The organism is Gluconobacter cerevisiae, assembly GCF_015244675.1.
GTDB lineage: Bacteria > Pseudomonadota > Alphaproteobacteria > Acetobacterales > Acetobacteraceae > Gluconobacter > Gluconobacter cerevisiae.
In genome coordinates this window covers 24,859-40,146 of record NZ_JABCQO010000002.1, presented here as the reverse complement: position 1 = coordinate 40,146, position 15,288 = coordinate 24,859, and the positions used below count along the sequence as shown (strand labels likewise).

Sequence of the window (15,288 nt, the reverse complement as noted above, 5' to 3'; positions counted from 1 at the left end):
GTCACGCACCACTGATTGGCCCGAATACGGCCTCAATGCGGGATTTGAGAGAACTGGCCGTAAAAGGTTTGGCCAGAAAATTGTTCACCCCTTCCGCAACGGCCTGCTGCACCAATTCCTTGCTGGCCTGCCCCGTCAGCATGATGAAACCCGTTTTCGCGGTCCGGGCATTGCTCCTGACGGCCTTCAGCAGCTCAAGCCCATCCATATCGGGCATATTGAAGTCCGAAATAATCAGATGAACCGAATTGCTCTTCAGATGCTCCAGAGCCTCCACCCCGTTCCGGACACCGGCAATCTGCACAAAACCGATCTGGGCAAGCGTATTGCGCAGTATCGAACGAATGGAAGTCTGGTCGTCCACAAGGAGCACGGACATGGAAGAGGCGGAAATCATGGATACGTCTCCAAAGAACGGCGTTCACAAAGATTGAGAATAGCGGGGCCAATGGCGGACAGTGGAAGCTGCGTGTCCACCGCACCCAGTTCGTAGGCAGCGCGCGGCATGCCATAGATGACAGAACTTGCCCGATCCTGACCGATCGTACAGGCGCCGGCATGGCGCATGGCCAGCAGTCCCTGCGCGCCATCGCACTCCATTCCGGTCAGGATGACGCCCACGGCGTTTTTTCCCACTGTGGCGGCAAGAGAATAAAACAGTTCGTCCACTGACGGCCGGTGCCCATTAACTGGAGGCGCCGTCACCAACTGGCAGACATACTCACCGGGCCGAGCGCTGCACCTGACCCGCAGGTGGCGCTCACCGCCGGACGCGACATAAACCACACCCGGTTTCAGTACATCGCCCTCTTCTGCCAACCTGACGTCAGGTTTCACGATCCTGTCCAGACGGCGCGCAAAGCTCTCGGAAAACTGCTTTGGCATGTGCTGAACAATGACTGTCGCGGGGCAATCTGTTGGAAAATGCTCAAGCACATCTGTCAGAGCTTCCACACCGCCCGTCGACGCACCGATCCCCACGACAGTTCCGGTTTTCGTGGCAGCCATCACTCTGGCCCCCAGACTTTCACCTATCGACACAGAGGGATGGTTTTTTGTTGTTGCAGCTCGAACGATCGCGTCTCCCAGACCCGCAAAAGGCTCTTCTCCGCTCCCGAGTGCCATTTTCGAATACCATTCTGCAGCCCCCATACGGAGGGCCTGCTCAACCAACCCCTGATGACTGGAAAGACGCCCCGATACCATCACCACGGGCATCGGACGCAACCTCATGATCTTTTCAAGGAACTGCAATCCATTCATGGACGGCATTTCGTAATCCAGGGTTAGCACATCGGGATTCAGGCGCACGATCAAATCGCGAGCCTCGAAAGGCGTTCCAGCCGTCCCAACGACCTTGACGCGAGGATCACGTTTGAGAGCGGCCGCAATCAGCGCCCGCGTTGTCAAGGAATCATCGACGACAACGACCGTCAGAGGTTTTGAACAACTCATGGAGACATCTCTCCAGGCGAGACCTTACGGTAGGTGTTATACCCGATGCTCTCCATTCCGAAGCGCTCGGGATGAGCAATACGTTCCGAATGTCCCAGATAAAGCTCCCCGCCAGGGAAAATGCGTGCTGCAAGATTACCCCAGAGTCTGTCCTGAGTTTCCCGGTCGAAGTAAATTGCGACATTCCGGCAGAAAATGGCATGAAACCGAGAGGAGAACGGCCACGGCTCAACCAGATTCAAGCGACGAAATCGTATCATATCCCGAATTTTTTCAGACATGACGACCCGGTTCCCTTCAAGTCGACAGAAGGACAAAACGCCCGATTCAAAAAGCGCTTCAGCTTCTACAGAGTTGTAACTGCCCCGTTTGGCCTGATTGAGAATGTCGGAATCAATGTCCGTCGCCAAGATTTTCACCTTCAGACCTGGCACTGCGGATAGACATTTCATGACAGTCATGGCGATCGAATATGCTTCTTCGCCACTCGAACACGCAGCAGTCCATATCCTAAGCTCTTCGCCACGTTCGAGACGTGAGTATAATTTCTGGCGCAACAACTGTTCCAGATACGCAAAATGATGTTTTTCGCGATAAAAACTGGTGACGTTTGTCGTCAGGGCGGAAACGAGATGGTGTCTCTCATCCACGCCAGCGCCACTAACCAGAAAAGCACAATAGTCATCGAATGATCCAAAGCCTTCCTGCCGAACACGACGGGAAATTCGCGAATAGACGAGGCTTTTTTTCTTTTCCGACAAAGAAATCCCAGCAGATTTTTTAGCGATATCTGCAATAATCTGAAAATTGTCGTCTGATATTTCTTGCAAATCCTGCAATTCCATCACGGTCATTGCAGACTTCCGTCAAACAACGAAGACACATTTACAGAAAAAACCAAGCGCCTGCCTAAAGACAAAATCCCATTTGAATAATATTTAAGATTATCGCTAGAGAGTTCTGGAAGAGGCTTAAAATCGTCTTCATCGATATCCGAAATATCAGTGACATTAGAAACTGAAAAACCAATAATTTTTTTCTCGTTTTTCAGGAAAATAATGGCTTTTTTTTCGTCATTATCATCAGAAACTCCCATCATCTGAGCCATATTCACAAGCGGGATCACTGAGCCACGAACATTGACCACCCCTTCCACAAAAGCCGGAGCAGCCGGAAAAGGCGTCGCCTTCGCCCATTCTTTGATTTCCTTCACAGCAGAAATCTGAACAGAAAATTCCTGGTTCCCCAGAGAAAAGACCAGAGCTTTTTCCATGATCATACCCTTTCCTCCAACGAACCTTCTCTTTTCTTCAGAACTTCACCAAATAGAAATTCAACGTCCAGAATAAACGCTACGTTTCCATCACCAAGAATAGTAGCCGTCGAAAAACAGGCGATTTTTCTATAATTATCCTCAAGATTCTTTACCACAAACCTTGAGTGATCGATGATTTTATCAACAATAAATGCTAGTTTTTCTTCGTTTTCATTTTCAATGACGAAGCATATTTTTTGGTTTATTCCACCAGAAGACGTCCCGATAATATCGGAAGCATAAATCACAGATAAATAACCATCCCGATAAGGATATCCGTATTTACCTTCCCCCACATGAAAAGCTTTTTTTGCGTCGAAGATGATTGTCTCAAGAACATTATTGACCGGAATTACAAAATCCTGCCCTTCAGCCTTGAAAATAATTCCCTCAATAACTGATAGTGTAAACGGCAATGAAATTGAAAAAGTCGTTCCTTTCCCTTTCGCAGAGTTAATAAAAATTCTTCCGTTGATTTGCTGAAGGCTTTGCTTGACCACGTCCATTCCCACGCCACGCCCGGAAACATCAGTGACTTCCGCAACTGTGGAAAAACCCGGCTCGAAAATCAGAGAATAAATTTCTTCTCGATCCAGTTTTTGACCTCTTTCGATAATCTTTTTTTCAACCGCTTTTTCGTAAATTCTGTCAGGGTCCAGACCGGCGCCGTCATCCTGAATTTCCACAATGATCCGCCCAGAACGCTGAAAAGCCCGAAGTCTGAGCAGTCCTTCCGGCTCCTTTCCAGCGTGAGACCTGATTTGTGGGCTTTCGATGCCATGATCAATCGCATTACGGACCATATGCGTCAGAGGGTCGGACAGTTTTTCGAGAATGGACCGGTCCACCTCTGTGTCTTCTCCTTCCAGCACAAGCCGGACCTGCTTTCCCGTTAGCCTTGCGGTCTCGCGTACGACCCGACCCAGCTTTTGAAAAACGGTTTTGATCGGGTAGGCGCGCATGGTGATGACGTTTTCCTGAAGCTCGTGAATAAGCTGCTCCTGCGCCGTCACGACATTCCCCAGAACCGAATCTCCATGAACTTTGTTACGCCGCATCTGTGATTGGATGGCGCCCTGATTGATAACCAGTTCTCCGATCAGATCGACGAGCTTGTCGATGCGCTGGATATCGACCCGAACAGTCGCGGAATCCTTGCGTTCAGGAGACTTCTTGATCTGAATGTCTCTTTTTTCTTCAACCACCACAGGTAGAGAGGCGGGAACGTCTTCAATATTTTCAGCTACGAGCGTGACCGTCGCCTGAAGATCCTCTCCGGACCATTCGAAAATTTCCTCGACATCACCACGTGACTTCTGCGTTTCCAACACAAGCTTCCACGTCAGATAACTCCGCTCAGGTGAAATATCCCCTATCAGCGGAACGACGTCTGTATCCACCTCGACCTGAAGCGTCCCCAATTCCCTCAACGCAAGCAGAATATTCCGGACATCATCGCCGCATTCGTAAAACTCAGTCGTTACTCTCAGGGAAATCAAAAACTGCTGATCGATCGGCGCTTCAATCTCAATTTTGACAGGCGCGAATGCCATCCCGAAGATGTCATCCATCTCGATATTTTCAATTGGCGGCTCCGGCTCCCCCTTCCCTGAGTGAAGATATCGCTCCAGTTCAACAACCGTCTCGGGGGCGACCTCACAAGCGGCCCCCTCATTTTTAAAGGCTGCAACGATGTCGAACAGAGCATCCTTGCACTTTAAAAACGTAGCGATGCTCTCAGTACTGACTGGCAGTGCTCCTGACCGGAACAGGTCGAGCACGCTCTCAAAGAGATGGGAGAATTTTACAAGCTCTTCCATTCCAAAGGCCGCCGCTCCGCCTTTGATGGAATGAACGCATCGAAAGATCGTATTGATCTTTTCTCCGTCTTCCGGCTCCTCACCAAGTATCGTCAGTTCTTCTTCAAGAAGCGCGAGCTGTTCGTCGCACTCATCAAAGAAAATCTGCCGGATGGCATCCATGTCATCCGTAAATTCTGCCTTACTCATGAGCTGACGCGCCTGACGGCTGCGAGCAGTTTGGGACCTTCAAACGGCTTGACGATCCATCCTGTCGCCCCGGCCTCGCGTGCAGCGCGCCGAAGCTCGTCACCGGATTCTGTCGTCAGAAAAATGATGGGAACAAACTTCGTCTCATCTTGGGCACGCAGGACCTGGGTCAGTTCCAAACCGTTCATACGCGGCATGTTCAGATCCGTTATGATAACGGCAGGTGAAAATCCTTTGATTTTTTCCAGCGCATCCACGCCGTCTTCAGCCGTTTCGACATCATATCCGCCATTGCGAAGCTCCCGGCCGACAAGATCCCGCATGGTTCTGGAATCATCAACAACCAGAATGTTCATGCCTCACCTGCCATGTTCAGAAGAAAGTTTCCGCCCAGAAGCGCAAGGTTTTCTTTCATTTCATCAGAAATATTTCTGATTTCAAAAGATGTGCCCAGCGCCTGTGCAGTCGCAAAAGCTGAGACCAGCAATTGAAAACAGAGTCCCCCGACACGGCGCACGCTCTCTCCATCCAGAAGAAAACCGCCCTCCTGTTTTTTCAGGAGCTCTGAAAACGGAACCGCATATCTGGTGTCCAGAAATTCTGGGAGAATGAGAACTTCCATCACCGGAACTCCTCCCAGCCTTCGTCCGACGTTTGAAAAGAACTTTCCCCCCATTGCGGACTTAAGGGCGCCAAAATGGAATCCTCTTTTACAGAACCGAACTCGTCATCTCCGTGTTCCTGAAGATGAAACCGCTGGAGACTTCCTACGAGTTCCCTGGCTTCAGCACTCAGATTATGACTGGCGGCCGTTGCTTCTTCGACCATGGCAGCATTTTGTTGGGTATTCTGATCCATCTGGCTGACAGCCACACTGATTTCTGACAGGTCATTCGCCTGACTCCGCGCCGCCGTCGCAATTTCGCCGATCAGGACACTGATCTCACTGACGTTCTCCACGATGGATTTCATCGCGACCCCAGTCTCTTCAACCAGAGAGCTACCTCGACTGACCTGTTGTGTGCTCGAGGTAATCAGGCCCTTGATTTCCTTGGCCGCATCCGCCGATCGCTGAGCCAGCGCGCGGACCTCAGCAGCAACAACAGCAAATCCTTTGCCTGCGTCACCTGCCCGGGCAGCCTCAACACCGGCGTTCAGGGCCAGCAGATTGGTCTGGAAGGCAATGTCGTCAATTAGTCCGAGTATCTGCGCAATGTGGATCGAAGATTTCTGAATGTCCTGCATGGCCGCCGTGGCAGCCATCATCACTTCTCCCGATCTTTCAGCACGATCACGCGTCTGAGTAGCAACTTCACTTGCATGAACGGATGCCGCAGCCGTCTTGCGAACAGTTTCCGTGACATTTCCAACAGAAATCGTCGTCTCTTCAAGGCGGGCGACCTGAAGCTCCGTACGACGGGCCAAATCGTCTGCCGCTGATGCAATTTCAGCTGACCCTGATGAAATGGTCGAAATACTATCGTTCAGCGAGACCATTATTTTTTGAAGGGTCGACGCCGTTTCGTTAAAATCCTGTCGCAGCCGGTCATAGCGGGCAGGTAATGCCTCCTCGAGACGAAATCCCAGCTCACCATCGCGCAGACTCGCCATGGCATTACCCAGAACATCAATGACCCGCTCATGCTCTGCGGCTTCCTGCTTGGCCGATTGGCGCGCATCTTCTGCTTCGATCCGGGCAGCCGCAAGAGCAGACTGCGCCTGCGATGCCAGGACTTCGCTTTTCTCAGAGCCCGTGCGAGCCTCTCCCAGCATGACCTGCAACCGGACCAGACCAGCCTCGCGAGCGTCCTTCGGCAGGGTTCCTTGCGCAGCGAGTTGCCTGACTGCGCCCGTCAGAGCATCCCCGCGGCCCGCCACTTGAACAAATGCAAAAATTCCAGAGACCACAAACGCTCCAAGGAGCGCGATCCCGGGGATAAGCAACTGCCTGACAGATAAGGCAGAAATGCCGACCATCCGCAATTCCCAAACCAACCCACAAACCCCGACGGCCACAGGAATGACAAATGCCAGAAGCAACCGCCGGCGAAGCAGGAAAGTCCCTTGCATGGGAACAGAGCGTATGTCGGACATGCCAAGCCGTCTCCAGAAACACAGATCACACCACGCCGGCCACAGGCAGCCAGCCAGATGCTCTCCTTCTTAGAGAACAGTTGATTGAAACTCCGTTAATGCGCCGTCAGACAATCTCAGTGGGGGGAGGCTGGAATATCGATATCGTGCTGCACGAACATCCTGTTGCCATAACGGGGAATCCAGATCCGGTAATGCTTCAGAACATCCGCGCCCAGTAGGGCCTCCGTATCTGGCAGCCCTTCCCCAACCTTCAGAGAGATATCCCGGAAAATGATATCGCCCACCTGAAGGGTATCAAAATGATGAAGATAATTTTTCACAGGATCCCGTGTCAGCCCATATCCAATTGAAACAGGATCTTTTTCCAGCATGACACGCGTCACACCCGCCGCCCGAGCTGCATCCAGACTGATGAAGGTCGTTGCCGCTCCCGTATCCAGTGTCGCATCAACTGGATGACCGTTCAGGCTTATCTCCAGAGTGGTCTTATGCCCCTCATTATAGATGTGGCTGATTGGAACGCTGTGGACATGCCCTTCCCAGCCCGGCGTGGGGGTATCACAGTCCTGAGTTTCGACCAGTCGCACCTGATGTGAAGGCATATCTACGATCGTGTCGTAACGCCCAAGGAAATCACGTCCGAACAGTCCTACAACTGGAAGTCCCGCAACCTTTCCAACAAACTTGCCCGCACCAGCAACAGCGATGTTGGTGGCTTTGGAACTCCCCATGTCCAACGTATTAATCGTCGCGACACGTCCATAGTCCTGACCGCCGACGCCGTGGATCAGCACCGTCGTTCCCATATCATTCAATCCAAGGGGCTCGACAAAGCTCTGTCCAACAACTGTGGAAAAAGCCCCGGTATCAACGATCAGCGCGACAGGATGCCCGTTGATCGCCGCGCGTACGACAGGGCTGCCCCAGTCGTTCAGAACCAGCATATTTCCGCTTGTGATCAGCTTGCACTGACGCGGTCCTGTCTCGCAACCAGCCAGGGCTACCCCCAGCAACAACAATGCACCCAGTCGTCCCAACGCCATGAGGCCCTCCCGCCTGTATCGTTCCGTTGCACAGGACACGCCCTCTCCATGCGCGGCAAGGCAGTTTTTTGATCCGAAAGGCTTTTTTTTCACAAAACCCTCTTGCCACCCCACAGGCAGGCTGATACATCACCGCCACCGACCAAGAGGAAGCCAAACAGCTTCCGAACGGAAGGTCCCAAGATACTGAAAAGTGTCTCTGCGGGTGTAGCTCAGTTGGTTAGAGCGCCGGCCTGTCACGCCGGAGGTCGCGGGTTCGAGCCCCGTCACTCGCGCCACTCCTCTTATGGAGTTGGCCATATTTTCCAAAAAAAAATCTGAAGAAGCCACTGCCCGTTTTTAGGGAAGACTATGCTGTTCTTCATTCTAAAATGCCTGATTTCAGGGCTACTGATCGCTACCGCCTCAGGCGTTGCGCGACGTTTTCCCGGCTTCGGTGCGCTGATTGCATCCCTACCGCTTGTATCGGTTCTGGGCATGATCTGGCTCTGGCTGGAAAAGCCGGACCGCGTCGTCATGAGCCGTCATGCGGAAGCGACATTCTGGTATGTGCTTCCGTCACTGCCCATGTTTCTGCTGATCCCGCGACTTCTCCGGGCAGGATTGCCATTTTGGCTTGCCCTGGCAGCAGGATGCGCACTTACGATTGTTCTGTATCTCTGTACGACATGGGCACTCACCCGTTTCGGCACAGGCGGCTGAAACTGACCTTCAGCCAGCCTCTTCCAGATAGACATCCAGAACCTCATCTGGCGTGCCGTCCATCCGGATACGTCCGTTCTCAAGCCAGATGACGCGTGTGCACCACTGACGCATAATCTTGGGCTGATGCGTGGACAACACGAGGATTTCCGCCTGCTGGACGAGTTCTTCAAGGCGCACCTTGGCCTTGTTCATGAACACCCCGTCCCCTGCGAGAAACCATTCATCCATCAACAGGATTTCGGGAGCAGACGCCGTCGCAAGACCAAACGCCAGACGAACACTCATGCCTGCACTATAAGCTTTGACCGGCATGTCCATATACGGCCCAAGCTCTGCGAAATCCTGCACATCCTGCTCGATCCGGTCGATCTGCTGACGTGAGAGTCCCTCATACCGTCCCTTGAGGCGAATATTTTCGCGCCCTGTCAGTTCAGGATTCATGCCCAAACTGCTGTCCAGTAGCGTCCGCATCGTTCCATCAAGCCGCACGCGACCGGAAACGGGCTCATAAATCCCTGCAAGCGCACGCAAAAGGGTGGTTTTTCCAGCACCGTTGCTGCCGATCAGACCCAGCCGCTCGCCGGAATTCAGCGTAAAACTGATCTCTCGCAGCACGCTCACGATCGTGCGCTCCCGCATATCACGCATCAGATGAGCCGAAGGCGAGGATGGCGCAAACCGGGCCATCGTCTTGCCAACCTGCTTTTTCAGGGAGCGGCTCTGCCCATGATACAGCGGAAAATCGATACAGAGGCGGTCAACAACAATCCCGGGCATCAGATCAGATCCAGTAAGGAATGCGCGACCGCATCCGGCAGAACAGGATGGCCGCCAAAAGCCACAGAAGCACGCTATGCCCAAGGGCTGCTTCCCAGACGACGGGCTCTACCGTCTGTCCCAACAGCGGTGCACGCACGATTTCAAGCAGCGGATAAAACGGATCAAGCAGCAGATACTGCCGTCCGGTCGTGATCAGTTCCGGCTTCCAGATAACCGGTGTCACGAAAAAGAAAATCTGCATCAGCGACGCCACGATGGGCGCGATGTCCCGGAACCGCGCACCCAGCATTCCGATCAGCAGAATGATGCAGAAACTGTTCACAATCCAGATGGGTAGGCTGAACAGCAGGCTCCAGATCTGCTGCGGCCAGACGTGAAAGAGCGCAAACACGACGACAACGACAACCATATTATGCAGCAGGATCAGCAGATTCCTGACAATCACCTGCATCACAGGAAGACTGGCCGGAATCCGCATCGCATGAAACAGGGACGTACTCTGCGTAAAGACCGTTCCCGCATCATTGATGACGGTCCCGCCATATCCCCACAACACAATCGAGAGTGACAGGAACGGCAGATAGGCTTTCAGATCCATATGAAAGAGATAGCCATACACCACCCCCATCGCACCGATCATGACAGCCGTGGACAGCGTCAGCCACAGCGGCCCCAGAATGGAGCCGCGATACCGCATCTTGATATCCAGCCAGCCGAGCGTTGCAGCAAGCGGCAGCAAGCGCAAACCCGCCCGCAAGTCGCTCCAGGCGGCGCGGACAAGCCCCCATCCCCGCAGGGGCTCAAGGGTCAGAACAGGAGAACGGGCATTCATGTCTTCCATGCCGCCTTCCCTACCATGAAAGCAGGCGCTGCCCATCCCCCCTTGCCTGCGAAACATCCCACTTCGCATGACACCTTCAGTCCGGGATGATGATTTCCCTTGCATCCTGCGCCATCCTCGCCGACATGCTGCGGTCATGTCTTATGCTGTGAAGGAAATGTTCGTGACCCTCCAGGGCGAGGGTGCACAGACAGGCCGTGCCTCGGTGTTCTGCCGGTTCGCGGGCTGCAACCTGTGGTCGGGGCGCGAACAGGATCGCGCCACGGCCGCCTGTACGTTCTGCGACACCGATTTCATCGGTACGGACGGCGAAGGCGGCGGCCGCTTCGACACCGCCGAGGCTCTGGCCAACACCATCGCGGCCTGCTGGACCGGCACCGCTGATGAGAGCGGTCGGCGCTATGTGGTCTTCACCGGGGGCGAACCCCTGCTCCAGCTTGATGATGCGCTGATTGCCGCCGTAAAAGCGCAGGGCTTCGAGATCGCCGTGGAAACCAACGGCACGATCGCAGCGCCTGCCGGAATCGACTGGGTCTGCGTCAGCCCCAAGCCGAACAGCACGCTCGTCCAGACCGAAGGCGCAGAACTCAAGCTGATCTACCCCCAGCCGGACCTACCGCCTGAACTGTTCGAGACACTGCCCTTCCAGCATTTCTGGCTTCAGCCGATGGACGGCCCCGACCGCATTGCCAACACGCAGGCCGCCGTCGCCTACTGCCTGCGTCACCCGCGCTGGCGCCTGTCGCTCCAAACGCACAAGCTGATCGGAATCCCCTGACCATGAGCACGAACACGGCCATCAGCAGCAACACCGCGCTCGTCCTGTTCTCCGGCGGTCAGGATTCCGCAACCTGCCTCGCCTGGGCCCTCTCCCGCTTCGACCGCGTCGAGACGGTCGGATACGCCTACGGACAGCGCCACGCCATCGAACTCGACTGCCGCGACACCCTGCGCGACCAGATGGCCGCGTTTTCGCCGGAATGGAAAGCACGCCTCGGCGACGATCACACGATCGACCTCGCCTCACTCGGCGCGCTGTCCGAAACGGCCCTGACCCGCGAAGCCGAGATCGGACTAAGCGAAAACGGTCTGCCCAACACGTTCGTGCCGGGCCGCAATATCATTTTCCTGACCTTCGCCGCCGCCCTCGCCGTTCGCCGCAATGCGCGCCACATCGTCACCGGCGTCTGCGAAACCGACTATTCCGGCTACCCGGACTGCCGCGACGACACGATCAAAGCTCTTCAGGTCGCCCTGAATCTCGGTATGGACCAGCGTTTCGTCCTGCACACGCCGCTGATGTGGATCGACAAGGCCCAGACATGGGACCTGACCGAAGAACTCGGCGGCCAGAAGCTCGTGGACGTCATCAACCGTGACAGCCATTCGTGCTACATGGGCGATCGTACGCATCAGCATGACTGGGGCTATGGCTGCGGCACCTGCCCGGCCTGCAATCTGCGGGCCGACGGATGGCGCCGCTACCAGCAGAGCCGCCACGGAGGCACCGTATGACCGCCGAACTCGTCTTCACCCGGCGTTTCTGCATGGGGCACCGGCTCATTACGGGCACCAGCGAACGCTGTGCCATCCCGCACGGCCATAACGAATATGTCCGCGTCACGCTCCGTCCGGCCAGACAGACCCGGCTGGACGGGCACGCGAACATGATCCTACCCTTCGCCGAAGCCAAAACTCGCTGGCATCATTTCGTGGACAACAGCCTCGACCACGCGCTCCAGCTTTCGGAAACAGACCCGCTGCTCGCATGGTTCCGCGCCAACGAACCCGAGCGCGCCAGCCGGATCGTCGTCACGCCCGGCGATCCGACAACGGAACTGATGGCCGCCCTCATGCTCGCCAAACTGACCGCTATTCTCGCGGATCAGGGCGACATTCTGCGCGTTCATGAAATCGAACTGGAAGAAACTCCCACCAACACCGTGCGCCTCGGCGGCAATCCGCAGCATTACCTGCCTGCCGTCTCAAGGCCTCCGGAACAGTGCTGGTGGAATAAAGCGGACGCCAGCATTTCCTGACGTCCGGACTATGCTTCAGGCCTTGTGGACCGAAGCGTCGTAAATTTCCCCGATCACCTCTCCCAGCGCGGCGTCGAACTGCGCATCATCCATCTGATGCCGTAGATCACCGATCAGCGCGCGGGAGAAGCTCGCAATCATCCGGTGATTGTGCCGCAGCTTCTCGCAGGCCTGATCCAGCGGATAGCCTCCTGACAGCGCCACGACCCGAACCATCCGCGGATCACGCGCAATATCGTCATAGAGGTCCGCAACTTCCGGAATCGTGACCTTCAGCATGATCCGGGCGTCCTCGGGCAGTTTTTGTAGCTCTTCGAGAACGTAATCGTGCAGGAGCTGCTCGCACGCGGCCTTGTCCGAGCTCTTGATAAGCACTTCCGGTTCCAGAATGGGCACCAGCCCATGTTTGCGAACCTGTTCGGCCACCGCGAACTGCTGCCGGACAATGGCCCGGATGCCGCTTTCGGATGGCAGGCGGATCGTTGAACGCTCTTTAGTTCCATAAACGCCCAGCTTTGCCGCACGCGCCAGCAGGGCATCCAGATCGGGCATCGGCTTCATAAGCTGAACGCCGTCCGCTTCCGCCTCCAGCCCCTTGTCGATCTTCACAAACGGCACAACGCCCCGCTCGCGCCACAGATAGGCCGGAACGGATTCACCGTTCACATCGCCATCCATCGTGCGCTCAAACAGAATGGCCCCAATCACCTTATCGCCCGTGAAAGAAGGCGCCGTAATGATCCTAACCCGCATGTCGTGCATGAGCGCGAACATCTGGCTTTCGTCCGAATATTCGCTCTCGGCAATGCCATACTGCTTCAGCGCGCCCGGCGTGGAACCGCCACTCTGGTCCAGAGCGGCAATAAACCCGCCTTTATCCGCCATCTGTGACATCATTTTATCTGCGGTGCTCATCAAGATCCCCTTCGATACAGGAAAACAGTCACCGCTCCCGAAGGACCCCACGGATCACCCCGCCTCGCAGTACGTTTCCCGACACAGTCCAATCGCGCCGACGCCCGGAATGGTTCCTGCCCGACGGCTTCGGAAAATCATAGCCCACGCCTGACACCCGATGAAGCGGCTCCTCGCTCACCAAATTAGGATCAGCCCCCTTCAGAGCCGTTGTGACCATTTTCATAAAGCGCCAGAAACGCCTCGATATCGTCGCTCATCAACCCTCCGCAGCGCTCTTTCACCAGACTTTCCGGCCATTCCCACCATGCCAGCGCCAGAAGCCGTACAATCACGCTTTCCGAAAAGCGATACCGGATCACTTTTGCCGGATTACCCCCCACAATCGCATAAGGCGGCACCGATTTCGTCACGAGAGCCTGCGCGGCAATCACCGCCCCGTCGCCAATCGTCACGCCAGACATGACCGTAGCCTGCGCCCCGATCCAGACGTCATTACCGATCACGACATTACCTTTGCTGGAGTGATCGTATTGCCCCTCCTCGGCAGCAGGCCAGAAATGCGAGAGCGTTTTGAACGGATAGGTGCTGACCAGATCGGCCCGGTGATTTCCCAGAATGATGATGACGCCGGGACCGATCGAGCAATAGTCGCCAATCCGCAGCCCGGCTTCTCCGCCTTCCAGAACAGTGGGGACGCCATAAGTATGCGGGCCGATCTCCCAGCCCCATTCGTCCTGCTGATAGGCCAGCGCATAACGCGTGAGGGCCTGAAAGGCACGGTTTCCAAACGACATGGGCTCATTCCTTCATGCTGATGCCTGCGGGAAAAGCCGAGGCAAAAACACAGGGAGCCACGACTACAACAAGCGCAAACGCCTCAGATTGGGAAAGGGCGGCATGAAGCGCTCCTTATGTCACCGAACGCAGATCAACCATGGCCTGCATGTCCTCGTCCCACAACACATTCAGCCGCGCTTCACGAACACCGTCACGCCAGTTTAGAATTTTCACACCCTGAAAGACAGGATGAGCATCGTGGCACGCCAGCAACCGGTAGTTCGGGATACCTGGTGCCATATGGTGGATATGATGCGTTCCGATATCGCCGGTAAACCATCGCATGATCCGAGAAAAACGTAGGAAAGAGCACCCCGTCACCGCCGCATCATAGCTGTTCCATTGTGGGTGTTCGGCCCACTGCACACCTTCGAACTTGTGCTGCACAAGAAAGAGCCACACGCCGGTCACCGCGGCCGGATAGATCACCATGAAGCTGACAAGCATCACGAGTTTCACCCCGACCAGCCACGACAGGGCAAACCCTCCCGCCAGCAGGCAGAGATTCGTGCCATAAACGCCCGCCCGCTCGCGGATCCAGTGTCGCGGCGTATCGAAAGCAAATCGATAGACAATAAAGAAGATGACCGGCGGCATCAGAAAGACTGTCAGAACCGGATTTTTGCTCATGCGGTAAAGAAATTTCTTCAGGCGCGTCATTTTCCGGTATTCAGCAACAGTCATACAGTCCGAATACAGGTCAGACAGCCGCCCGCGCGTGTCCATGTTGTTCCAGGACCCGTGATGAAGCGCGTGATGCTTCTTCCAGTGATCATAGGGTGTCAAGGTCAGCAACGAACATAGCCAGCCCGTGACGTCGTTGGCCCAGCGGTTGCGGAACAGGGAACCATGCCCACAGTCATGCTGAAGAACAAACGTCCGGATCGACAGACCGGACGCAAGCGGCGTGAGCACCAGCGACCACCACCATCCCCGCATTAGCCCTACATAAATCAGAACGTAACAGAAAAGAAGCAGACTGACGGTGGAAACGACCTGAAACAGACTGGTCCAGAAATGGGAGCCCTGATATTTCCGAACCGACTTTGCGGTTTCATCCGGATATATCAAACCCTTCAACTGGTCTTCCACAAAAATTACCATGGTATTCCACAAACTATTTTGGGAATTTCCACTAATCCATAAACCAGATCTCATCAATTTATTATAAGTTTAAGATTTGTGACACGTAATAATTTTTCATTATTAAATGACGTTACATAACCGGATTTTTATCCCATCGATGCCT

The 15,288-nt window shown here is 54.9% G+C and carries 18 protein-coding genes and 1 tRNA gene; 5 read left to right on the top strand and 14 right to left on the bottom strand.

The window, feature by feature from the left end; all coding sequences use genetic code 11:
* Nucleotide 1: 1 nt before the first annotated feature.
* The 9 genes from HKD21_RS03035 to HKD21_RS02995 form a co-directional block, all read right to left on the bottom strand.
* On the bottom strand, nt 2-397 hold the full coding sequence (locus HKD21_RS03035) for a response regulator (protein WP_194254148.1): 396 nt from the start codon (nt 395-397) through the stop codon (nt 2-4).
* Nucleotides 394-1,455, bottom strand: coding sequence for a protein-glutamate methylesterase/protein-glutamine glutaminase (locus HKD21_RS03030; RefSeq protein ID WP_194254147.1), 1,062 nt, complete (start codon nt 1,453-1,455; stop codon nt 394-396). Before HKD21_RS03030 ends, HKD21_RS03035 begins: the two co-directional genes overlap by 4 nt.
* Nucleotides 1,452-2,309: a CheR family methyltransferase gene (locus HKD21_RS03025; RefSeq protein WP_194254146.1), complete on the bottom strand. Its 858-nt coding sequence runs from the start codon at nt 2,307-2,309 to the stop codon at nt 1,452-1,454. The genes HKD21_RS03030 and HKD21_RS03025 overlap by 4 nt, the downstream gene beginning before the upstream one ends.
* A complete protein-coding gene (locus HKD21_RS03020; protein WP_194254145.1) occupies nt 2,306-2,728 on the bottom strand; it encodes a chemotaxis protein CheW in 423 nt (140 codons plus the stop codon). Before HKD21_RS03020 ends, HKD21_RS03025 begins: the two co-directional genes overlap by 4 nt.
* Before the next feature lie 2 nt (nt 2,729-2,730).
* Complete coding sequence (locus HKD21_RS03015; protein ID WP_194254144.1) at nt 2,731-4,779, bottom strand: chemotaxis protein CheA; 2,049 nt, start codon at nt 4,777-4,779, stop codon at nt 2,731-2,733.
* Nucleotides 4,776-5,135 (bottom strand): response regulator, encoded by a 360-nt coding sequence (locus tag HKD21_RS03010; RefSeq protein WP_194254143.1) that lies wholly within the window; start codon nt 5,133-5,135, stop codon nt 4,776-4,778. Before HKD21_RS03010 ends, HKD21_RS03015 begins: the two co-directional genes overlap by 4 nt.
* Nucleotides 5,132-5,404: an STAS domain-containing protein gene (locus tag HKD21_RS03005; RefSeq protein ID WP_194254142.1), complete on the bottom strand. Its 273-nt coding sequence runs from the start codon at nt 5,402-5,404 to the stop codon at nt 5,132-5,134. Before HKD21_RS03005 ends, HKD21_RS03010 begins: the two co-directional genes overlap by 4 nt.
* On the bottom strand, nt 5,401-6,873 hold the full coding sequence (locus HKD21_RS03000; RefSeq protein WP_194254141.1) for a methyl-accepting chemotaxis protein: 1,473 nt from the start codon (nt 6,871-6,873) through the stop codon (nt 5,401-5,403). Before HKD21_RS03000 ends, HKD21_RS03005 begins: the two co-directional genes overlap by 4 nt.
* A 116-nt stretch (nt 6,874-6,989) precedes the next feature.
* A complete protein-coding gene (locus HKD21_RS02995; protein WP_322782894.1) occupies nt 6,990-8,012 on the bottom strand; it encodes a retroviral-like aspartic protease family protein in 1,023 nt (340 codons plus the stop codon).
* A 108-nt stretch (nt 8,013-8,120) separates the two neighbouring features.
* Here HKD21_RS02995 and HKD21_RS02990 point away from each other — a divergent pair.
* Both HKD21_RS02990 and HKD21_RS02985 read left to right on the top strand, forming a co-directional pair.
* Nucleotides 8,121-8,197: transfer RNA gene (locus HKD21_RS02990), tRNA-Asp, on the top strand.
* Between the two features lie 76 nt (nt 8,198-8,273).
* Nucleotides 8,274-8,621: a DUF3147 family protein gene (locus tag HKD21_RS02985; protein ID WP_456305534.1), complete on the top strand. Its 348-nt coding sequence runs from the start codon at nt 8,274-8,276 to the stop codon at nt 8,619-8,621.
* A gap of 9 nt (nt 8,622-8,630) precedes the next feature.
* On the opposite strand, the gene HKD21_RS02980 is transcribed toward HKD21_RS02985, so the two are convergent.
* Both HKD21_RS02980 and HKD21_RS02975 read right to left on the bottom strand, forming a co-directional pair.
* A complete protein-coding gene (locus HKD21_RS02980; RefSeq protein WP_194254139.1) occupies nt 8,631-9,401 on the bottom strand; it encodes an ABC transporter ATP-binding protein in 771 nt (256 codons plus the stop codon).
* A 4-nt stretch (nt 9,402-9,405) separates the two neighbouring features.
* Nucleotides 9,406-10,245, bottom strand: a complete 840-nt coding sequence (locus tag HKD21_RS02975; RefSeq protein WP_194254138.1) for an ABC transporter permease — start codon at nt 10,243-10,245, stop codon at nt 9,406-9,408.
* A gap of 136 nt (nt 10,246-10,381) precedes the next feature.
* Between HKD21_RS02975 and queE the strand changes: the two genes are divergently transcribed.
* The 3 genes from queE to HKD21_RS02960 are packed head-to-tail and all read left to right on the top strand — an operon-like array spanning nt 10,382 to nt 12,284.
* The gene (gene queE, locus HKD21_RS02970) at nt 10,382-11,023 is read left to right on the top strand and encodes a 7-carboxy-7-deazaguanine synthase (RefSeq protein WP_194254451.1); all 642 of its coding nucleotides are present in this window, start codon (nt 10,382-10,384) and stop codon (nt 11,021-11,023) included.
* Between the two features lie 2 nt (nt 11,024-11,025).
* Nucleotides 11,026-11,760 (top strand): 7-cyano-7-deazaguanine synthase QueC, encoded by a 735-nt coding sequence (gene queC, locus HKD21_RS02965; protein ID WP_194254137.1) that lies wholly within the window; start codon nt 11,026-11,028, stop codon nt 11,758-11,760.
* Nucleotides 11,757-12,284, top strand: a complete 528-nt coding sequence (locus tag HKD21_RS02960; protein ID WP_194254136.1) for a 6-carboxytetrahydropterin synthase — start codon at nt 11,757-11,759, stop codon at nt 12,282-12,284. Before queC ends, HKD21_RS02960 begins: the two co-directional genes overlap by 4 nt.
* Nucleotides 12,285-12,299: 15 nt before the next feature.
* Here the strand turns inward: HKD21_RS02960 and HKD21_RS02955 are convergent, their stop codons facing one another.
* The 3 genes from HKD21_RS02955 to HKD21_RS02945 all read right to left on the bottom strand — a co-directional run bounded on the left by HKD21_RS02955 (nt 12,300) and on the right by HKD21_RS02945 (nt 15,119).
* Nucleotides 12,300-13,199, bottom strand: a complete 900-nt coding sequence (locus tag HKD21_RS02955; RefSeq protein ID WP_194254135.1) for a fructose bisphosphate aldolase — start codon at nt 13,197-13,199, stop codon at nt 12,300-12,302.
* 191 nt (nt 13,200-13,390) lie between these two features.
* Complete coding sequence (locus HKD21_RS02950) at nt 13,391-13,996, bottom strand: CatB-related O-acetyltransferase (RefSeq protein WP_194254134.1); 606 nt, start codon at nt 13,994-13,996, stop codon at nt 13,391-13,393.
* A 115-nt stretch (nt 13,997-14,111) separates the two neighbouring features.
* On the bottom strand, nt 14,112-15,119 hold the full coding sequence (locus HKD21_RS02945) for a fatty acid desaturase family protein (RefSeq protein ID WP_194254133.1): 1,008 nt from the start codon (nt 15,117-15,119) through the stop codon (nt 14,112-14,114).
* Between the last annotated feature and the right edge of the window lie 169 nt (nt 15,120-15,288).